Origin of the sequence: Neisseria sp. HMSC070F02, assembly GCF_001814225.1 — a bacterium.
Classification (GTDB): domain Bacteria; phylum Pseudomonadota; class Gammaproteobacteria; order Burkholderiales; family Neisseriaceae; genus Neisseria; species Neisseria meningitidis.
Genome location: NZ_KV815427.1, coordinates 4,823 through 23,771 on the forward strand (window position 1 = coordinate 4,823; position 18,949 = coordinate 23,771).

Sequence of the window (18,949 nt, forward strand, 5' to 3'; positions counted from 1 at the left end):
ACGCCGTACTGGTTTTTGTTAATCCACTATATAATCGGGGAAATGCCGTCTGAAACGGGGTTCAGACGGCATTTCTGCGGCGGCTTTCCGTTGCGGTCAGCGGTGCAGGCGACGCACCAGAATATGCGAGTTCCGTCCGTTGCTGCGGTAGTCTTTGCGCCGCGTTTCGGGCAACTCGTCTTCCGATGCCGTCTGAAAGCCGCGTTCGGCAAACCATTCGCCGGTATTTGTGGACAGTGCGAACAGCCTGCTTATGCCTATGCCGCGCGCCTTATCGATAATGTGGGCAAGCAGGCGTTCGCCGTAGCCGCCGTCCTGTGCCTGCGGCGAGACGGCAAGGCAGGCGATTTCGCCGCAATCGGCTTCGGTAAAGGTTTTTAGGGCGGCGCAACCGTACAGGTTGCCGTCGTGTTCGAGGATGGAAAATTCGGAAATGTGGTTTTCGAGGTATTCGCGGCTGCGGTGCAGCAGGATGCCTTGTTCTTCCAGCGGGCGGATGAGGGCGGCAATGTGCGGGATGTCGCCGCTGTGCGCCTGCCGGATGGAGACGAAGGCTTCTTTGGCAATGGACGTGCCGATGCCGTTGCGAGTGAAGAGTTCTTGCAGCAGGCTGCCGTCGGAGGCACCGTTGAGGATTTGGACGCGATGCACGCCGCCTTCGAGCGCGGCAACGGCGGACGAAATCAGCCGTCGCGTTTCGCCGCCGGCGTGTTCCGCCAGCGATTGCGCTTCCTGTGCCGAGAGGGTTACGGCGAGCGTGCCGTCGGGGCGGGAAATGCCGTCTGAAAGGGTCAGGTAAACGAGTTTTTCGGCCTGAAGCGAGACGGCGACGGAGGCGGCGGTTTGAAGCATATCGAGATGGAAGGTCTTGCCGCTGTAGGAATGTCCGAGCGGCGGCAGCCAGACGATATTGCCCGCGTCGAGTTGGAAACGGAGGGCGGCGGTGTCGGTTTTGCGGATAACGCCCGCGTATTCCATATCGGTTCCGTCAATCACACCTATCGGACGGGCGGTCAGGAAGTTGCCCGATACGAGCGGGACGGAAGGCGCGCGCGCGAACCCGGAAACGCTGCCGCACAATGCGGCTTCAAAACGGCTGCGGACGGTGCCGGCAAACTGCTGCGCCTGTTCGAGCGAGGTTTCGTCGGTAACGCGCAAGCCCCGGCAATAATGCGGCGTGCGGCCTTGCGCGGCGGCGTGGCGGTCGAGGAAGTGGCGCGCGCCGTGGATGAGGACGAGCCTGATGCCCAGTTGCGACAAAAGCCCGATGTCGGCGGCGAGCTTGTTTAAGGTATCGCCTTCGAGCAGGCGGTCGTCTATGCCGGCGACCAGCGTTTTGCCGCGCATTTGGCGGATGTAGGGGGCGGCTTCGCGGAAGTGGGCGACAAAGAGGTCGGGCGCGCTCATAGGATGACGAGGTAGGAAAGCTGCATAATGAGGACGATAAGGGCAAACAGGGTTGCAATCGTCCAGTTGAACCCTTCCTGACGGGCGGGCGCGGCGGGTGGTACGGTAACCTGCGGTGCGGCAGCAGGGGTGGCGGCGGTTGCGGGCGGAATATCGGGCTGGGTTGTGCCGCCGTTGAGGATGCCGGCGATTTCGTCACGGGAAATCTGTTTCTTGCCGATGGCGCGCGTGCCGATACGGTGAACGAGTTTGACATCCGAAACAGCCTCGGGCAAATCGTTGAATATGGGTTCTTTCGTGCTTGCCAGATGGTCTTTGGCTTTAAACAGTCCTTCGCATTTTTGGCAGACGACGAAGCCTTGGGCGACATTGAGTTGGGTTTCTTTGACCCAGAGACGGGTTTTGCAGTGGGGGCAGAAACAGGCGGGCATGGTATTTCCTCGTGTGTGTCAGGTTTGATGCCGTCTGAGGCGTAAGGCGGTTCAGACGGCATATGCTTTGTTTTTATTCTACGCCGTACTGCCGACGGTAGGCTCGGACGGGTTCGAGGAACTGTCCGAATTCGGGATTGTTTTGCAACAGGATAAACAAATCGTTCAGGCTGGCGATGGGGGCGACGGGCAGACCGTATTGTTTTTCCACTTCCTGAACCGCGCTCAATTCACCCGTGCCTTTTTCCATGCGGTCGAGCGCGATGGCGACACCGGCGGGGGTTGCACCCTCCGCTTCAATCAGTTTGATCGATTCGCGTACGGATGTGCCGGCGGAAATCACGTCGTCGATAATCAGCACGCGCCCTTTAAGCGGCGCGCCGACCAACACGCCGCCTTCGCCGTGGTCTTTGGCTTCTTTGCGGTTGTAGGCAAACGGGACGTTCACGCCTTTTTCCGCCAGCATCATCGCGGTTGCCGCCGCCAAAATAATGCCTTTGTAGGCGGGGCCGAACAGCATATCGAATCGGATGCCGCTTTCAATGATGGATTGTGCGTAAAATTTTGCCAGTTGCAGCGTGGACAAGCCGTCGTTAAAGAGGCCGGCATTGAAGAAATAGGGCGACCGCCGTCCGGCTTTGGTGGTGAATTCGCCGAATTTCAAAACATTTTGGGCGAGGGAGAATTTGAGGAAATCTTGGCGGAAATCGGTCATTTTGTGCTTTCTGTCAGATATTGGGACGCAGTTGCGATTCTACCGCCCCGTGCGGTGCGCTTCAACTGCCGCCGCCTTGCCGCAAGGCGCGTTTCAACTGTTTCAACACCTGCCAGGCGCGGGCTTTAAGTTCGGGTTGGCGCAACAGCCGGGCGGGATGGTCGATGATGAAGAAGGGACGGCTGCCGCACAAAGTTTCAATCATCGTTTGCCGTTCAGGCTGGACAAAAGCCTGTCCGAGGAATAGGACGGCGGGGGCGCGGCAGCCGTCGAGTTCCTGCATGACGGAAACCGTCGCGGTTTCGATTGCCGCTTCAGACGGCATCGGGTTGCCGACGGCGGCGGTTTTCACCCAACAGGTTTTGTGGACATAGGCGGCATCCAGTCCTACGGCTTTGAGTATGTTGTCAAGCAGAACACCCGCTTTGCCGTAGAACAGTTGCCCGTAAACCGCATCCTCAATCGGTGGGCAAAGGCTGACGACGGCAAGTTTGGTTATGCCCGAAGCGGCGGGAACGGGGGCGATGCCGTCTGAAAGGCCGGGCGGGGGCGTTTCGGTTTCAGGCGCGGGTTTGCGCGTATGTACGGCGGCGGTTTCCAACGCTTTCATCGTTTCGAGCCGCGCCTGACCGTTATGGGGTTGGGAAGGGCGGATCGGGGCGGCGCGGACGGTTTGAGGACGTGCCTGTGCCGGGGTTGCGGGTGTGTTTTTGGGCGGCAGGACGGCGGCGGCCTGTTTCAGCCACATCGGGCCTAAACCCAAAGCTTCGTGCAGGTGGAGGTAGCGCGCGCTTAACATATTTTCTCCATTAAGACAGCATCTTCGGTTTTACCGTCGGCTGTACGGTAATAGTTTTTCCGCCTGCCCGCATCGGTAAAGCCGTGCGCCGCGTACAGTGCCTGTGCGGCGGTGTTGCCTGCACGGACTTCGAGCAGCAGGCGTTGCGTGTCTTCGGGCAGATGTGCGAACCAATATTCGAGCAGGGCGGACGCAACGCCACGGCGGCGGCATTCGGGCGCGGTGGCAATCAGGTGCAGTTCGGATTCGTCGGGCAGGTTCTGCCAAACGATAAAGGCGGCAATCCCGCCGTCTTTTTCCGCGAGGAAAACCTGTTCGGACGGCGAAACCAATGCGGACTCAAATTGGCGTTGCGTCCACGCGGACGGGTTGCAGACGGCATCGAGCGCGGCGAGTGCGGCGCAGTCGGACGGTGAGGCGCGGCGGATGTTCATGTTCGGGCTTTCCGTTCCGCCTGTTCTTTGGCGGTTAGGGCGATTTTGTTGCGGACGTAGAGCAGTTCGGAGTGTGCAGCAGCGACGGCGGGAAAACCGCCTTCCGCCGCCAGATTGAGGAAGTCGGCGGCGGTCGGCATATCGGGTTTGCCTGAAAACGGCGGCGTTTCTTCCAACGCGAACGCGCTGCCTATGCCGTCTGAAAAGGCACATCCCTCCGGCAGCCGGATGTCTGCCGCCCGCCCGACCTGATAATCGCTCAAACGGCGGCGGTTCAGCGTGTCGAACCACGCATAAAACACTTCGCCCATACGCGCGTCCGCAGCGGCGAGTATGCAGCTTTGCGGCGGCGGCAGCGAGGCGGCGGCATCGAGCGTGGGGATGCCGATTAAAGGGGTATCAAACGGCGTTGCCAAACCTTGCGCCACACCGATGCCGATACGCAGTCCGGTAAACGCGCCGGGACCTTTCGTATAAACAATCGCCCCCAAATCGGCGGCGGTAATGCCCGCATTTCGGAATAGAGTGCGGATTTCCGGCAGGATCAGTTCGGATTGGCGGCTGCCGGCCTCTTGATGGAACAGGTGGGTTTCGCCGTCGGCGCGCAGCGCGAGCGACAAATAGGAAGTACCGGTATCGATGGCCAGGACGGGACGGTTAAAATCAGCTTGCATGGTATGGTTCTCGTTGGTTCAGACGGCATTATATAGTGAAACCGGCTTGCCTGCCGTGCCGTCGTATCCTAGGGCGGTATGGCGCAAAAATGCCGTCCGAACGGTAAATTATCGTGTTCGGACGGCATTTTCACAATGGTTACTGCTTGGCGGCAAGACCGATATGGTGTATGCCGTTTGCGGTTTCCACTTCCGCGCTGCCGGCAACTTCCTGGGCTTGCCCGCCAAAGATACCGAGGGAGTAACTGCCTTTCTCGTCTTGGTTGTAAAGGACGGAACCGCTGATAACGGCATGGCGTTTTTCATCCGGCTTGATATAGGCGGTGGCAAGCTCGACATTGAGTTCGGGCGATTTCAAATGTTCGATTTTGCCGTGTCCCTGCTTGGCGGCGAAATCTATAGTATAGGTCAGTTTTCCGCCAGCATCGTCTGAACCGAACGCCGTCCCGCGATATGTCGCACTGCCGCCTTTGGGAAGCTTGTCAAAAGATGTATGTTCGCCCGCTATGTCGCCGATTCTGAACTGGCGTTTCGCAACCATCTTCCCGGAATCCTCCGAGTCTTGTACTTGCTCGGTCTGAAGGGCGGTTAAGGCGGAATGGCTTTGTTTGTACACTTGGAACTCTCCGCTCTCCAAGGTAATGAGCTTCCCGTCCACTTCGATTTGACGGATAAAGTCGAAGCGGCTGACCTTGTCGTTCTTCAATTTGCCCGTATTAAGGCTGTCGCCGTTTCCATAAGTTTTTTCCGCACCTTGTGCCGCCAGCTTCAGTTTCTCGTTTTTCCTGACGGACTGATCCAGTGTTAAAGACTGCAAACCTTTGTCTTTATGGTCGAGCGGTGCGGTTAGTGCATCGGCAAGCCCCGCACCGATGTCGGCGGCGACACCGCCCCCTCCGCTGCTGCAGGCGGTCAGAATCAGGGCGGCGGTCAGAGAAAAGCAGCAGAAGGCAGTTCGGTTCACAGGTTTACTCCTAGTCATACGCAGAATAGATAATATATAAACATTTTGGTTATGGTATCTTTTTTTGCATACTGCATCAATGAGGCAGGTCAAAGAAGCAAAAATCAAATGCCGTCCGAACAACGGTTCAGACGGCATTTTGTTTACAAGCAACCTGTTATTTGACGATTTGGTTCAATTCGCCCTTGGCATAACGGTTTGCCATTTTTTCCAAGGAAACCGGTTTGATTTTGCCTGCCTGACCTTCGCAACCGAACGCGAGGTAGCGGTCGAGGCAGATTTGCTTCATCGCTTCAATGGTTTTGCTCAAATATTTGCGCGGATCGAAGTCGGACGGATTTTCGGCAAGGTAGCGGCGTACCGCGCCGGTAGAGGCAAGGCGCAGGTCGGTGTCGATGTTGACTTTGCGCACGCCGTGTTTGATGCCTTCGACGATTTCTTCAACCGGCACGCCGTAGGTTTCACCGATTTTGCCGCCGTGTTCGTTGATGACTTTCAGCCATTCTTGCGGAACGGAGCTGGAGCCGTGCATCACGATGTGGGTGTTCGGCAGGGCTTGGTGGATTTCTTTGATGCGGTCGATACGCAATACGTCGCCTGTGGGCGGACGGGTGAATTTGTATGCGCCGTGGCTGGTGCCGACGGCAATCGCCAATGCGTCAACGCCGGTATCTTTAACGAAACGTACGGCATCTTCGACGCCGGTGAGCATTTGGTCGTGGGAAAGTTTGCCCGCTGCGCCTACGCCGTCTTCTTCGCCGGCTTCGCCGGTTTCGAGGTTGCCCAATACGCCGATTTCGCCTTCGACGGATACGCCGCAGGCGTGGGAGAAGTTAACCACGGTACGGGTGGCGTTGACGTTGTATTCGTAAGAAGAAGGGGTTTTGCCGTCTTCGAGCAGCGAGCCGTCCATCATTACCGAAGAAAAACCCAGTTGGATGGAGCGTTGGCACACGTCGGGCGATGCGCCGTGGTCTTGGTGCATCACGACTGGGATGTGCGGAAATTCTTCGACTGCCGCCAAAATCAGGTGGCGCAAAAACGGCGCGCCCGCGTATTTGCGCGCGCCGGCGGATGCTTGAACGATGACGGGGGCGTTGACTTGGTCGGCCGCCTCCATGATGGCGCGCATTTGTTCGAGGTTGTTGACGTTGAACGCGGGCAGGCCGTAGCTGTTTTCGGCAGCATGATCAAGCAGTTGGCGCATGGATACGAGTGCCATTTGTGTCTCCTTGGGCAATAGGTAAATAAGGCGGATTATAATGTTTTTTGCGGCAAAAAACCATAAACGGCTCATTGATTTTATGTTAACGATAACGGCGGGCGGACGGGTCGGATTTTGGGCAGTTCGGGGTTTTGGTGTGTCGTTTATGATAATGTTTTCACTGTTTTTTTGATATTTGTGTGGGGCGGTTATGGTTTTGGACGGGTTTGCGGCGCATTTTGACGCTTATTTGGAAAACATCGTGCGCGAGGGCAAGTCGGAGCACACAGTGGCGGCATACCGGCGCGATTTGGAAGAACTGTTTGCGCTGTTGGCACAAATGCCGTCTGAAGCTGAAGGCGGCGTGCCGCAGGGCTTGTCGCGGCGCGATTTTACGGCGGCGTTGCGGCGGCTGTCGCAGCGCGGTTTGAATGCGCGGACGCTGGCGCGCAAGCTGTCGTCTTGGCGGCAGTATTGCGCCTGGCTGGTCAAACGCGGTCTGCTGCATACCGACCCGACCGCCGACATCAAACCGCCGAAGCAGCCCGAGCGCGTACCCAAAGCACTGCCGCAGGAATGGCTGAACCGGATGCTGGATTTGCCCGTGGACGGCGGCGACCCGCTGGCGGTGCGCGATCACGCCCTGTTCGAGCTGATGTACGGCAGCGGTTTGCGCGTGAGCGAGATACACGGCTTGAATGCAGATGATGTCTATTTGGACGAGGCGTGGGTACACGTTACCGGCAAAGGGCGCAAGCAGCGGCAGGTGCCGCTGACCGGCAAAAGCGTGGAAGCCCTGAAAAACTATCTGCCGCTGCGTCAGACGGCATCGGACGGCAAAGCCCTGTTTACCGGCAGGAACGGCACGCGCCTGAGCCAACGCCAAATCCAAAAACGTTTGGCGCAATGGGCGGCGCAAAACGGCGACGGCAGGCACGTTTCGCCGCATATGATGCGCCACAGCTACGCCGGACACCTGTTGCAGGCTTCGCGCGACATCAGGGCGGTGCAGGAGCTGCTCGGGCACAGCAGCCTTTCGACCACGCAGATTTATACCAAGCTCGATTTCGACCACATCGCCCGCCTGTATGACGAAGCCCACCCGCGCGCCAAGCGGCAGGACGAATGACATACGGCAAAATCAGCCGTCAGCCGCACGCTCTTGATATATAATTGGCCGTTGCACCCGGACGACACATAAAAAAGACACACCATGAACCCAAGCCCCCTACTCGACCTGATTGACAGCCCGCAAGATTTGCGCCGTCTGGACAAAAAACAGCTGCCGCGCCTTGCCGGCGAGTTGCGCGCCTTTCTGCTGGAATCTGTCGGGCAGACCGGCGGGCATTTCGCCAGCAATTTGGGCGCGGTCGAACTGACCATCGCCCTGCACTATGTGTACGATACGCCCGAAGACAAGCTGGTATGGGATGTCGGACACCAAAGCTATCCGCACAAAATCCTGACAGGCAGGAAAAACCAGATGCACACCATGCGCCAATACGGCGGTTTAGCTGGCTTCCCAAAACGCAGCGAGTCGGAATACGACGCGTTCGGCGTAGGGCATTCTTCCACATCCATCGGCGCGGCGTTGGGCATGGCGGCGGCAGACAAACTCTTGGGCAGCGACCGCCGCAGCGTCGCCATCATCGGCGACGGCGCGATGACGGCGGGGCAGGCGTTTGAAGCCTTGAATTGCGCGGGCGATATGGATGTGGATTTGCTGGTCGTCCTCAACGACAACGAAATGTCGATTTCCCCCAACGTCGGTGCGTTGCCCAAATACCTTGCCAGCAACGTCGTGCGCGATATGCACGGACTGTTGAGTACCGTCAAAGCGCAAACGGGCAAGGTATTAGACAAAATACCCGGCGCGATGGAGTTTGCCCAAAAAGTCGAACATAAAATCAAAACCCTTGCCGAAGAAGCCGAACACGCCAAACAGTCACTGTCTTTGTTTGAAAACTTCGGCTTCCGCTACACCGGCCCCGTGGACGGACACAACGTCGAAAATCTGGTGGACGTATTGAAAGACTTGCGCAGCCGCAAAGGCCCTCAGTTGCTGCACGTCATTACCAAAAAAGGCAACGGCTACAAACTCGCCGAAAACGATCCCGTCAAATACCACGCCGTCGCCAACCTGCCCAAAGAAAGCGCGGCGCAAATGCCGTCTGAAAACAAACCTGCCGCCAAACCGACCTATACCCAAGTGTTCGGCAAATGGCTGTGCGACCGGGCGGCGGCAGACGAGCGTTTGATCGCCATCACGCCCGCGATGCGCGAGGGCAGCGGACTGGTGGAGTTTGAACAACGATTCCCCGACCGTTATTTCGATGTCGGCATTGCCGAGCAGCACGCCGTTACCTTTGCCGGCGGTTTGGCTTGCGAAGGGATGAAGCCCGTCGTGGCGATTTATTCCACCTTTTTACAACGCGCCTACGACCAACTGGTGCACGACATCGCCCTGCAAAACCTACCCGTTTTGTTTGCCGTCGACCGCGCGGGCATCGTCGGCGCGGACGGCCCGACCCATGCCGGTCTGTACGATTTGAGCTTTTTGCGCTGCGTGCCGAACATGATTGTCGCCGCGCCGAGCGATGAAAACGAATGCCGCCTGTTGCTTTCGACCTGCTATCAGGCAGACGCGCCCGCCGCCGTCCGCTATCCGCGCGGCACGGGTACGGGCGCGCCGGTTTCAGACGGCATGGAAACCGTGGAAATCGGCAAGGGCATTATCCGCCGCGAAGGTGAGAAAACCGCATTCATTGCCTTCGGCAGTATGGTCGCCCCTGCATTGGCGGTCGCCAGAAAACTGAACGCCACCGTCGCCGATATGCGCTTTGTCAAACCGATAGACGAAGAGTTGATTGTCCGCCTTGCCCGAAGCCACGACCGCATCGTTACCCTTGAAGAAAACGCCGAACAGGGCGGCGCAGGCGGCGCGGTGCTGGAAGTATTGGCGAAACACGGCATCTGCAAACCCGTTTTGCTTTTGGGCGTTGCCGATACCGTAACCGGACACGGCGATCCGAAAAAACTTTTGGACGGTTTGGGTTTGAGTGCCGAAGCGGTGGAACGGCGTGTGCGCGCGTGGTTGTCGGATCGGGATGCGGCAAATTAAGCCGCCTGGCCGCGCCATCGTCTGCCGATACAAGGCAAAATGCCGTCTGAAACGCTTCAGACGGCATTTTTGCGGCGGGGGAAATCAAATGCTGACGGTTTTGCCGCGCAGGGAGAAGGTGTAGGCCTCGGTGATTTCCAAATCGATCATTTGGTTGATCATATCGGGCGTGCCGGTAAAGTTGACGACGCGGTTGTTGGCGGTGCGGGCTTGCAGTTGGTCGGGGTCTTTTTTGGAGATACCTTCGACCAGGCAGCGTTGAACCGTGCCGACCATGGTTTGGTTGATGCGCGCGGTTTCGGCTTCGATGACTTCGTTCAAAGCTTCGAGGCGGCGCACTTTTTCTTCGTGCGGCGTGTCGTCCGGCAGGTTGGCGGCAGGCGTGCCGGGGCGCGGACTGTAAATAAAGACAAAGCTCAAGTCGAAGGCAATGTCTTTCACCAGTTTCAAGGTTTGCTCGAACTCGCGCTCGGTCTCGCCCGGGAAGCCGACGATAAAGTCGGAGCTGAGGCACAAATCAGGACGGATGGCGCGCAGTTTGCGGATGATGGATTTGTATTCCAAAGCGGTGTAGCCGCGTTTCATCGCGCTCAATACGCGGTCGGAACCGCTTTGAATCGGCAGGTGCAGGTGGGAAACCAGCTTCGGCAGGTCGCGGTAGCACTCGATAATCGAGTCGGTAAACTCGCGTGGGTGGCTGGTGGTGAAGCGCATACGTTCGATGCCGGGGATTTCGTGGACGATACGCAGCAGGGTGGCGAAGTCGCAGATTTCGCCGTCGTCCATTTCGCCGCGATAGGCATTGACGTTTTGGCCTAAGAGGTTGATTTCTTTCACGCCTTGCTGGGCAAGGTTGGCGATTTCTGTCAATACGTCGTTGAGCGGGCGGGAGAATTCTTCGCCGCGCGTGTAGGGGACGACGCAGAAGGAGCAGTATTTGGAACAGCCTTCCATAATCGACACGAATGCCGCGCCGCCTTCGACGCGGGCGGGCGGAAGGTGGTCGAATTTTTCGATTTCGGGGAAGGAAATATCGACTTGCGACAGCCCGCTGGTTTCTTTGTCCACAATCATTTTGGGCAGGCGGTGCAGTGTTTGCGGGCCGAAAACCACGTCCACATAAGGCGCACGTTTGATGATGTTTTCGCCTTCTTGCGAGGCGACGCAGCCGGCAACGCCGATGATGAGGCCGGGGTTTTTTTCTTTGAGCGGACGCACGCGCCCCAAATCGGAGAAGACTTTTTCCTGTGCTTTTTCGCGCACGGAGCAGGTGTTGAACAAGATGATGTCGGCTTCGTCGGCTTGGGTAACCTGTTCGATGCCGCCGTGTTCTTCGGCGAGGACGGCGAGCATTTTGTCGCTGTCGTATTCGTTCATCTGGCAGCCGAAGGTGCGGATAAATACTTTTTTCATGGTTTGTGTCTTTCTCAGGCAGCCGTAATCGCGGGGCTGATTGTTGTTGGAATGAAAAAATTTCAGACGGCATGACGATGCCGTCTGAAAATCGGTGCGGATTATAGCACGATGTGGGTTTTGTAAACAGAATATTGTTTTAAAATATGAATTTAATCGGTCGGGACGGCTGTATAATGTTTGGCTTTAATGGGAGGTGTGTATGAAACCGGCTGTGTGGGCGGCATTGCTGCTGTGTGCGTGTACCAGCAATTTCGGCGACAGGGAACATCAGTTCCTGCGTGATCAGACGGAAGAAAAAATCGTGCAGTTTGCGGTTAGGGGCAAGACGACCCGGGCGGAAGTGGAAGCGCGTTTCGGGCGGCAAAATCCGTTCGGCTGTTATGCCTATCACGAGGTCAGCCTGCCGATTTATAATTTTTTGCCGACCAATTTCATTTATATGAAATCAGAACGCCGACATTGGGAGTGGTGTGTGGATTACGACTGGGAAGGAGTTGTCCGGGACTACCGCTTTACACATAAAGTGGAAAAAGACGAGCGTTCCGTCATCCGGGATGCGGTTGGCGTCATCCGCAAAGAAGCAGGCAAATCCTTGTCGCAACCTGAAAAATGATAAAATGGGACTTTCTGCTTCTAAGCCCGAAACCTGCCGTTCAGGCGGCATTTGAGGATAAATATGAACCGTAACGAAATTTTATTCGACCGCGCCAAGGCGGTCATCCCCGGCGGTGTGAATTCGCCAGTCCGCGCATTCGGCAGCGTCGGCGGCGTGCCGCGCTTTATCAAAAAAGCCGAAGGCGCGTATGTTTGGGACGAAAACGGCACGCGCTACACCGACTATGTCGGTTCGTGGGGGCCCGCGATTGTCGGACACGCGCACCCCGAAGTCATCGAAGCCATGCGCGAAGCTGCCTTGGGCGGTTTGTCGTTCGGCGCGCCTACCGAAGGCGAAATCGTCATTGCCGAAGAAATCGCCAAAATCATGCCGTCCGTCGAACGGCTGCGCCTTGTCAGCTCCGGTACCGAAGCCACCATGACCGCCATCCGTCTGGCACGCGGCTTTACCGGCCGTGACAAAATCATCAAATTTGAAGGCTGCTACCACGGCCATTCCGACAGCCTGTTGGTGAAAGCAGGCAGCGGTCTGCTCACCTTCGGTAATCCCTCTTCCGCCGGTGTGCCTGCCGACTTTACCAAACACACTTTAGTCCTCGAATACAACAACATCGCCCAACTCGAAGAAGCCTTTGCTCAAAGCGGCAATGACATTGCCTGTGTGATTTTGGAGCCTTTTGTCGGCAATATGAATCTGGTTAGGCCGTCTGAAGCCTTCGTCAAAGCCCTGCGCGAATTGACTGAAAAACACGGCGCAGTGTTGATTTACGACGAAGTGATGACCGGTTTCCGCGTCGCGCTCGGCGGCGCACAATCGCTGCACGGCATCACGCCCGACCTGACCACGATGGGCAAAGTCATCGGCGGCGGTATGCCACTTGCCGCGTTCGGCGGACGCAAAGACATTATGGAATGTATTTCCCCGCTGGGCGGCGTGTATCAGGCAGGCACCTTGTCGGGCAACCCGATTGCCGTCGCCGCCGGTTTGAAAACGCTGGAAATCATCCGCCGCGAAGGGTTTTATGAAAACCTGACGGCGCGTACCGAACAGTTGGTTCAAGGTTTTCGGACGGCAGCGGATGCGGCGGGCATCGAGTTCACCGCCGACAGCGTGGGCGGTATGTTCGGTCTGTATTTCGCCGCACACGCGCCGCGAAATTATGCCGATATGGCGCGTTCCAATATTGAAGGCTTCAAACAGTTTTTCCACGGGATGCTCGACCGCAATGTCGCCTTCGGCCCGTCCGCTTATGAAGCAGGTTTCGTTTCTGCCGCGCATACGCCCGAGCTGATTGACGAAACGGTTGCGGTTGCGGTTGAAGTGTTCAAGGCGATGGCTGCATGATGTTTTGACGGACAGAGTTTCTCTGTTCGATCTGTTTGGCAGATTGAAGTAAGAATGCACACCGCCGTCATTCCCACGCAGGCGGGAATCCAGACCTTTCAGTTTCTGTAATGATTGAAAATAACGGCAAGCCCGACCTTCCGGATTCCCGCCTGCGCGGGAATGACGGGCGTGTATATTTTTGATTTCAATCTGCTGTAAAAATGCCGTCTGAAATGCAAACAGCGTTTCAGACGGCATTGTTTGTTTCTTATTGCGCTTCGGCTCTCGGGGCGGAAATCAGAAAGTGTTCGCGGTAGTGGCGCATTTCTTCGATGCTCTCCAAAATGTCGTCCAATGCCTTGTGCGAACCGCGTTTGACCACGCTTTTGGCAACGGGCGGATTCCAGCGTTTGGCGAGTTCTTTCAGCGTGGAAACGTCAAGGTTGCGGTAGTGGAAGTAGTTTTCCAGTTTCGGCATATATTTGACCATAAAACGCCGGTCTTGGTGGATGGAGTTGCCGCACATCGGCGTGGCGCGTCCGGGTACCCATTCCGACATAAAGTCCAGCAGTTTCTGTTCGACTTCGGCTTCGGTATGCGACGATTCGCGTACGCGCTGCGTCAGCCCCGTCCTGCCGTGTGTGGCGGTGTTCCACTCGTCCATATTGTCGAGCAGCTCGTCACTTTGGTGGACGGCGTAAACTTCGGATTGCGCCAACACATTCAAATCCGAGTCGGTAATAATCATCGCGACTTCGATAATGCGGTCGGTTTCGGGATTAAGCCCCGTCATTTCCATATCGAGCCAGCAGAGGTTGTTTTTGTCCTGCACGGTGTTTCCTTTCCGTTTCAGCGTTTTGTCCCGCTCAAGCGCGCCCAGCCTTCTTCGGTTTCCGCCGGGTCGAGATCGAACCATTGGCTGTAAATGCCGCCGAGTTCTTCGGCTTGTTCGTCCAACAAACCGGATAACACGATGCGGCCGCCTTGTTTGGTGCGGGCGGCGAGCATTTCGCCGAGCATACGTAAAGGGTTGGCGAGGATGTTGGCGACAACTACGTCGAATTGCCCTTGAGGCAGACCGTCGGGCAGGAAGAATTGTGCATCGACGTTGTTCTGTTCGGCGTTGTCCTTGCCGGCGCGGACGGCTTGTTCGTCAATATCCACGCCGACGGCGAAACCTGCACCGAGTTTGAGGGCGGCGATGGTCAGGATGCCCGAACCGCAGCCGTAGTCGAGGACGCTTTCGCCGTTTTTGAGTTGCGTATCCAGCCATTTGAGGCAGAGGCGCGTGGTCGGGTGGCTGCCGGTGCCGAAGGCGAGGCCGGGATCGAGGCGTAGGTTGACGGCAGTGCCTTCGGGGGCTTCGTGCCAAGAGGGGGTAATCCACAGGCGTTCGGAAATTCGGATGGGGTCGAATTGCGCTTGGGTCAGGCGTACCCAGTCTTGGTCTTCGAGGATTTCGCCGGTGTATGCCAAGTCTTTTAATCCGCATTCTTGTGCGGCGGTTTGGATGATGGCGGCGGCTTCGTCGTGTTCGCCGAACAGGGCGATGACTTTGCTCTGCTGCCAGATTTGTTCGGCGGGCATACCGGGTTCGCCGAAAATCGCCTGTTCGTTTTGCGTGCCGGCGTAGGCATCTTCGATGGCGGCGGAGAGTGCGCCGTGTTCCATCAGCGCGTCGGCGAGGCGTTCGGCGACGGCATCGTTGACGTTGACGGTGATTTGTTGGTAGGGCATAACGGGCTTTCTTGGAAATATAGTGGATTGAATTTAAATCAGGACAAGGCGGCGAAGCCGCAGACAGTACAAATAGTACGGAACCGATTCACTTGGTGCTTAGCACCTTTAGAGAATCGTTCTCTTCGAGCTAGGGCGAGGCAACGCCGTACTGGTTTAAAGTTAATCCACTATATCGAAATCGGTTTCAGACGGCGCGGGGCAAGGGAAATGCCGTCTGAACGCGGACGGGCGGCTTCAGACGGCATATCGGCGGCGGTTTACTTGTCCTGTTTGGCTTTGCGATCTTCCAGCCAGTGTTCCAAATAGTGGATGCTGACACCGCCTTTTTGGAAACCCGCATCGGCGAACAGGTCGCGGTGAAGCGGCGTATTGGTTTTGATGCCGGTTACCGCCAGCTCGGCGAGTGCGACGCGCATTTTCGCCATTGCCTGTTCACGCGTTTTGCCGTGTACGCAGATTTTGCCGATCAGGCTGTCGTAGTACGGTGGGATGCGGTAGCCTTGGTAAATGTGGCTGTCCACGCGGATACCGAAGCCGCCGGGCAGGTGGCAGCTTTCAATCGGGCCCGGGCTGGGGATGAAGTTGTATGGGTCTTCGGCGTTGATACGGCACTCAAACGCGTGGCCTTCGACTTGAATATCCTTTTGTTTGTATTGCAAAGGCAGGCCGGCGGCGATGCGGAGTTGCTCCTGCACGATGTCCACGCCGGTGATGAGCTCGGTAACCGGATGCTCGACCTGAACGCGCGTGTTCATCTCGATAAAGAAAAATTCGCCGTCTTCGTATAAAAACTCAAACGTACCCGCGCCCCGGTAGCCGATGCGTTTGCAGGCGTCGGCACAGGCGTTGCCGATTTTGGCGCGTTCTTTTTCAGTGATGAACGGAGCCGGTGCTTCCTCGATGACTTTTTGGTGGCGGCGTTGCAGCGAACAGTCGCGCTCGGCAAGGTAGATGGCGTTGCCGTGTTCGTCGGCAATCACTTGGATTTCGACGTGGCGCGGACGTTGCAAATAGCGTTCCATGTAAACCATCGGGTTGCCGAATGCCGCGCCCGCTTCGGCCTTGGTCATTTCGACAGATTGGAGGAGGTCTTCTTTTTTCTCGACCACGCGCATACCGCGACCGCCGCCGCCGCCAGAGGCTTTGATAATGACGGGATAACCGACTTTATCGGCGATTTTGAGGATTTCTTCGCCGTCGTCGGGCAATGCGCCGTCAGAACCGGGGACGCAGGGTACGCCTGCCGCTATCATCGCGTGTTTGGCGGAGACTTTGTCGCCCATCAGGCGGATGGTGTCGGGTTTCGGGCCGATAAAGGTAAAGCCGGACTGCTCGACCTGTTCGGCGAAATCGGCGTTTTCGGCAAGGAAACCGTAGCCCGGATGGACAGCGTCCGCGCAGCTTACTTCGGCGGCGGCGATAATGGCGGGGACGTTGAGGTAGCTTTGCGCGGAAGCGGCAGGGCCGATGCACACGGATTCGTCGGCGAGTTTGACGTGCAGGCTGTCTTTGTCGGCCTCGGAATGCACGGCGACGGTGGCAATGCCCATTTCGCGGCAGGCACGGAGTACGCGTAATGCGATTTCGCCTCGGTTGGCGATTAAAACTTTTTTCAGCATGATGACTGTTCCTGTGGTTCCGGCAACCCGTCCGTAAAAAAGGGTGCGGGAACGCTGAAGGGGGAAAGCATTTCAGACGGCATAGGAAGTTTATGCCGTCTGAAAACAGGATTATCCGATGATGAAGAGCGGTTCGCCGAATTCGACGGGCGTACCGTTTTCGACCAAAATTTCTTTGACCGTGCCGGATTTTTCGGCTTCGATTTCGTTCATCAGCTTCATCGCTTCGATGATGCACAGCGTGTCGCCGGCTTTAACTTGTTGGCCGACTTCGACAAAAGGCGCGGCATTCGGGCCGGGTGCGCGGTAGAACGTGCCGACCATAGGCGATTTTTGCGCGTCGGACAAATCGCGGGCGGCAGGTGCGGCGGCGGGCGCGGATGCCGCAACGGGTGCGGCGGCAGGTGTTACGACCGGCGCGGCGGCAGGTACGGGCGCGGCGTAAACGGGTGCGGCGGCGATGGTTCGGGTGATGCGGACTTTTTCCTCGCCTTCGGTTACTTCGATTTCGGCGATGCCCGATTCTTCAACCAAATCAATCAGTTTTTTTAATTTGCGCAAATCCATTTCTGTTCCTTTAAAGGCTGCCGATGTTCCGGCGGGTTGTTGCGTTGGTTTTTCAGAAAACAGCCGGCTTGCGGCAACGGCGCAAACCAGGCGGAATGGTGTTCGGATACGGTTTTCCTGTGGTGGAAAACGACCGTGAGAATGTGTTTATTTTCCCGAAGTTGTCGGTAAATGTCCAGTAAAATATCAAAAAACGGCGGTTTTTGGGGGAAATGTGCAGGAAGTTTGATTTTGCGCACAAGATGTTCCAGGTTAAGAGTGTTTATTCTAATCTGTTGGTTTTTCGGACAAAGATGCCGTCTGAAAAAGGGCTAAAGTGCGTATAATGGCGGCTTGCCCGAACGAGAGTGTAAAAATGGATATTTCAGATTTTGATTTTACCCTGCCCGAAAAGCTGATTGCCCAGCATCCGCCCGAAGTGCGCGGCAGCAGTCGGCTTTTGGTAGCGTTGCCCGATATGCCGCTGCAAGACCGGGTATTCGGCGATTTGCCCGATTATGTCGAGGCAGGCGACGTTTTGGTGTTCAACAACACCAAAGTCATGAAGGCGCGGTTGTTTGGGCAGAAAGACAGCGGCGGCAGGATCGAAGCCCTGATTGAGCGCGTGTTGGGCAACCATACCGCACTGGCGCACATCCGTTCGTCCAAGTCCCCCAAGCCCGGTATGGGGCTGGTGTTTGAAGGCGGCATCCGCGCCGTGATGGTCGGGCGTGAGGGCGAACTGTTCTGCCTGCGTTTTGAAGGTGGTCAAACCGTTTACGAACTTTTGGAACAGAACGGACACCTGCCCCTGCCGCCTTATATCGAACGTGCCGCTGATGCGGATGACGACAGCCGTTATCAAACCGTTTATGCCAAATATCAGGGTGCGGTCGCCGCGCCGACGGCGGGTCTGCATTTTACGGAAGAACTTTTGCGCCGCCTGAAAGACAAAGGCGTAGAAACCGCAGAAGTAACCTTGCACGTCGGTGCGGGGACATTCCAGCCCGTGCGTGTGGAAAAAATCGAAGAACACAAAATGCACAGCGAATGGTTTGAAGTGCCGTCTGAAACCGCCGCCGCCGTTGAAGCCGCCAAAGCGCGCGGCAATAAGGTGTGGGCGGTCGGCACGACTTCCATGCGCGCCCTCGAGTCTGCCGCGCGTGCGACGGGTCGTCTGAAAGCGGGGCAGGGCGACACCGATATTTTCATCACGCCGGGCTACCGTTTTAATGTTGCCGACAGGCTGGTTACCAATTTCCATCTGCCGAAATCGACGCTGCTGATGCTTGTCAGCGCGTTTTCGGGTATGGGTCATATCCGCGCCGCGTATCGTTATGCGGTCGAACGCGAATACCGTTTCTTCAGCTACGGCGATGCGATGGTTTTGGGGCGGAACGAAGGGGTGGTACGTTAGAACAGCCTCAAGTCTATTGGGGGAAGACAAGTGCCGTCTCAACGGACGTTCGGACGGCATTCTTTTGTTGATTTGAATGAAAGGAACTGTATGACATAGATTCAGGCGCGAGAGGCGAGAAACTCAAAGAGCGGTGGGATAAGCAAAAATCCCCATGCTGCCAACAAGGGGATTTTTGCATTCCTGACAAGTTTGAAACTTTACAGGAGTCATCAAAATGCAAATCTCTATTTCAGCAGGCAATTTGCAATTGACTGTAACGATTGATGCTGGAATGATTCTAGCCTTGATTGTTGCTTTTAAGTCAATAATCCACCAAAACCGCCCGAGCAATCGGACGGTTTCCTATTTGGCGATACCCACCGCCAGAGCCTTCGAAGATTCTGCCCTAAATAATCTGCACCTTAGTCGGTTGGTTAGTCCAACCTTAGGGGTGCAGACCATTCAATCTTTCAGGCTGCCTTTGTTTGTTTATAAGATAAATTTTTAGCCGAACACTTTTTCCAAGTGTGCCTGATAA

Annotated in this window: 19 protein-coding genes; 5 read left to right on the forward strand and 14 right to left on the reverse strand. The window is 56.7% G+C overall.

All coding sequences use genetic code 11. The annotated features are described in order from the left end of the window. Nucleotides 1–96: 96 nt before the first annotated feature. From argA to fba, 8 genes are all read right to left on the reverse strand, one after another. Nucleotides 97–1,407 carry an amino-acid N-acetyltransferase gene (gene argA / locus HMPREF2959_RS05430; protein ID WP_002243854.1) on the reverse strand — a complete coding sequence of 437 codons (1,311 nt, stop codon included), beginning with the start codon at nt 1,405–1,407 and terminating at the stop codon, nt 97–99. After that, nucleotides 1,404–1,838, reverse strand: coding sequence for an MJ0042-type zinc finger domain-containing protein (locus HMPREF2959_RS05435; protein WP_002221532.1), 435 nt, complete (start codon nt 1,836–1,838; stop codon nt 1,404–1,406). The genes argA and HMPREF2959_RS05435 overlap by 4 nt, the downstream gene beginning before the upstream one ends. 73 nt (nt 1,839–1,911) lie before the next feature. After that, entirely contained in the window at nt 1,912–2,553 is a 642-nt protein-coding gene (gene pyrE, locus HMPREF2959_RS05440; protein ID WP_002217982.1) for an orotate phosphoribosyltransferase, read from the reverse strand. Between the two features lie 61 nt (nt 2,554–2,614). Next, the gene (locus HMPREF2959_RS05445) at nt 2,615–3,352 is read right to left on the reverse strand and encodes a uracil-DNA glycosylase family protein (RefSeq protein WP_002226721.1); all 738 of its coding nucleotides are present in this window, start codon (nt 3,350–3,352) and stop codon (nt 2,615–2,617) included. After that, nucleotides 3,346–3,786, reverse strand: a complete 441-nt coding sequence (rimI, locus tag HMPREF2959_RS05450) for a ribosomal protein S18-alanine N-acetyltransferase (protein WP_002221529.1) — start codon at nt 3,784–3,786, stop codon at nt 3,346–3,348. The genes HMPREF2959_RS05445 and rimI overlap by 7 nt, the downstream gene beginning before the upstream one ends. Beyond that, entirely contained in the window at nt 3,783–4,460 is a 678-nt protein-coding gene (gene tsaB / locus HMPREF2959_RS05455) for a tRNA (adenosine(37)-N6)-threonylcarbamoyltransferase complex dimerization subunit type 1 TsaB (RefSeq protein ID WP_002243853.1), read from the reverse strand. The genes rimI and tsaB overlap by 4 nt, the downstream gene beginning before the upstream one ends. A gap of 139 nt (nt 4,461–4,599) precedes the next feature. Beyond that, on the reverse strand, nt 4,600–5,562 hold the full coding sequence (locus tag HMPREF2959_RS05460; protein WP_079870637.1) for a factor H-binding protein: 963 nt from the start codon (nt 5,560–5,562) through the stop codon (nt 4,600–4,602). Nucleotides 5,563–5,581: 19 nt separating this feature from the next. Next, entirely contained in the window at nt 5,582–6,646 is a 1,065-nt protein-coding gene (fba, locus tag HMPREF2959_RS05465; RefSeq protein WP_002243852.1) for a class II fructose-bisphosphate aldolase, read from the reverse strand. 193 nt (nt 6,647–6,839) lie between these two features. Here fba and xerC point away from each other — a divergent pair, with 193 nt between their 5' ends. Together xerC and dxs are read left to right on the forward strand one after the other, a co-directional pair. Continuing rightward, nucleotides 6,840–7,757, forward strand: a complete 918-nt coding sequence (xerC, locus tag HMPREF2959_RS05470) for a tyrosine recombinase XerC (RefSeq protein ID WP_002239313.1) — start codon at nt 6,840–6,842, stop codon at nt 7,755–7,757. Nucleotides 7,758–7,841: 84 nt separating this feature from the next. After that, nucleotides 7,842–9,749, forward strand: a complete 1,908-nt coding sequence (dxs, locus tag HMPREF2959_RS05475) for a 1-deoxy-D-xylulose-5-phosphate synthase (protein ID WP_002243851.1) — start codon at nt 7,842–7,844, stop codon at nt 9,747–9,749. A gap of 84 nt (nt 9,750–9,833) precedes the next feature. Here dxs and miaB read toward each other — a convergent pair whose 3' ends face one another. After that, nucleotides 9,834–11,162 carry a tRNA (N6-isopentenyl adenosine(37)-C2)-methylthiotransferase MiaB gene (gene miaB / locus HMPREF2959_RS05480; RefSeq protein ID WP_002233045.1) on the reverse strand — a complete coding sequence of 443 codons (1,329 nt, stop codon included), beginning with the start codon at nt 11,160–11,162 and terminating at the stop codon, nt 9,834–9,836. A gap of 202 nt (nt 11,163–11,364) precedes the next feature. Between miaB and HMPREF2959_RS05485 the strand changes: the two genes are divergently transcribed. Next, the gene (locus HMPREF2959_RS05485; protein ID WP_002243850.1) at nt 11,365–11,778 is read left to right on the forward strand and encodes a hypothetical protein; all 414 of its coding nucleotides are present in this window, start codon (nt 11,365–11,367) and stop codon (nt 11,776–11,778) included. A 63-nt stretch (nt 11,779–11,841) separates the two neighbouring features. Beyond that, nucleotides 11,842–13,125: a glutamate-1-semialdehyde 2,1-aminomutase gene (gene hemL / locus HMPREF2959_RS05490; RefSeq protein WP_002243849.1), complete on the forward strand. Its 1,284-nt coding sequence runs from the start codon at nt 11,842–11,844 to the stop codon at nt 13,123–13,125. A 250-nt stretch (nt 13,126–13,375) separates the two neighbouring features. Here the strand turns inward: hemL and orn are convergent, their stop codons facing one another. The 5 genes from orn to HMPREF2959_RS05515 form a co-directional block, all read right to left on the reverse strand. Then, nucleotides 13,376–13,939: an oligoribonuclease gene (gene orn, locus HMPREF2959_RS05495; RefSeq protein WP_002217968.1), complete on the reverse strand. Its 564-nt coding sequence runs from the start codon at nt 13,937–13,939 to the stop codon at nt 13,376–13,378. 17 nt (nt 13,940–13,956) lie between these two features. After that, entirely contained in the window at nt 13,957–14,844 is an 888-nt protein-coding gene (prmA, locus tag HMPREF2959_RS05500) for a 50S ribosomal protein L11 methyltransferase (RefSeq protein WP_002243848.1), read from the reverse strand. 260 nt (nt 14,845–15,104) lie between these two features. After that, nucleotides 15,105–16,466, reverse strand: a complete 1,362-nt coding sequence (accC, locus tag HMPREF2959_RS05505) for an acetyl-CoA carboxylase biotin carboxylase subunit (protein ID WP_002214629.1) — start codon at nt 16,464–16,466, stop codon at nt 15,105–15,107. 111 nt (nt 16,467–16,577) lie between these two features. Continuing rightward, a complete protein-coding gene (gene accB / locus HMPREF2959_RS05510) occupies nt 16,578–17,033 on the reverse strand; it encodes an acetyl-CoA carboxylase biotin carboxyl carrier protein (RefSeq protein ID WP_002243846.1) in 456 nt (151 codons plus the stop codon). Further along, nucleotides 17,015–17,272, reverse strand: coding sequence for an acetyl-CoA carboxylase (locus tag HMPREF2959_RS05515; protein WP_070696487.1), 258 nt, complete (start codon nt 17,270–17,272; stop codon nt 17,015–17,017). The genes accB and HMPREF2959_RS05515 overlap by 19 nt, the downstream gene beginning before the upstream one ends. 116 nt (nt 17,273–17,388) lie before the next feature. Between HMPREF2959_RS05515 and queA the strand changes: the two genes are divergently transcribed. After that, nucleotides 17,389–18,429 carry a tRNA preQ1(34) S-adenosylmethionine ribosyltransferase-isomerase QueA gene (gene queA / locus HMPREF2959_RS05520; protein ID WP_070696490.1) on the forward strand — a complete coding sequence of 347 codons (1,041 nt, stop codon included), beginning with the start codon at nt 17,389–17,391 and terminating at the stop codon, nt 18,427–18,429. Nucleotides 18,430–18,949 lie beyond the last annotated feature (520 nt).

Coding starts and splice junctions, on each gene's coding strand:
- fba (WP_002243852.1), bottom strand. CDS start 6,646: ATGGCACTCGTATCCATGCGCCAACTGCTTGATCATGCTGCCGAAAAC.
- queA (WP_070696490.1), top strand. CDS start 17,389: ATGGATATTTCAGATTTTGATTTTACCCTGCCCGAAAAGCTGATTGCC.
- hemL (WP_002243849.1), top strand. CDS start 11,842: ATGAACCGTAACGAAATTTTATTCGACCGCGCCAAGGCGGTCATCCCC.
- miaB (WP_002233045.1), bottom strand. CDS start 11,162: ATGAAAAAAGTATTTATCCGCACCTTCGGCTGCCAGATGAACGAATAC.
- prmA (WP_002243848.1), bottom strand. CDS start 14,844: ATGCCCTACCAACAAATCACCGTCAACGTCAACGATGCCGTCGCCGAA.
- argA (WP_002243854.1), bottom strand. CDS start 1,407: ATGAGCGCGCCCGACCTCTTTGTCGCCCACTTCCGCGAAGCCGCCCCC.
- accC (WP_002214629.1), bottom strand. CDS start 16,466: ATGCTGAAAAAAGTTTTAATCGCCAACCGAGGCGAAATCGCATTACGC.
- HMPREF2959_RS05460 (WP_079870637.1), bottom strand. CDS start 5,562: ATGCCGTCTGAACCGTTGTTCGGACGGCATTTGATTTTTGCTTCTTTG.
- accB (WP_002243846.1), bottom strand. CDS start 17,033: ATGGATTTGCGCAAATTAAAAAAACTGATTGATTTGGTTGAAGAATCG.
- tsaB (WP_002243853.1), bottom strand. CDS start 4,460: ATGCAAGCTGATTTTAACCGTCCCGTCCTGGCCATCGATACCGGTACT.
- HMPREF2959_RS05435 (WP_002221532.1), bottom strand. CDS start 1,838: ATGCCCGCCTGTTTCTGCCCCCACTGCAAAACCCGTCTCTGGGTCAAA.
- rimI (WP_002221529.1), bottom strand. CDS start 3,786: ATGAACATCCGCCGCGCCTCACCGTCCGACTGCGCCGCACTCGCCGCG.
- dxs (WP_002243851.1), top strand. CDS start 7,842: ATGAACCCAAGCCCCCTACTCGACCTGATTGACAGCCCGCAAGATTTG.
- pyrE (WP_002217982.1), bottom strand. CDS start 2,553: ATGACCGATTTCCGCCAAGATTTCCTCAAATTCTCCCTCGCCCAAAAT.
- xerC (WP_002239313.1), top strand. CDS start 6,840: ATGGTTTTGGACGGGTTTGCGGCGCATTTTGACGCTTATTTGGAAAAC.
- HMPREF2959_RS05485 (WP_002243850.1), top strand. CDS start 11,365: ATGAAACCGGCTGTGTGGGCGGCATTGCTGCTGTGTGCGTGTACCAGC.
- HMPREF2959_RS05445 (WP_002226721.1), bottom strand. CDS start 3,352: ATGTTAAGCGCGCGCTACCTCCACCTGCACGAAGCTTTGGGTTTAGGC.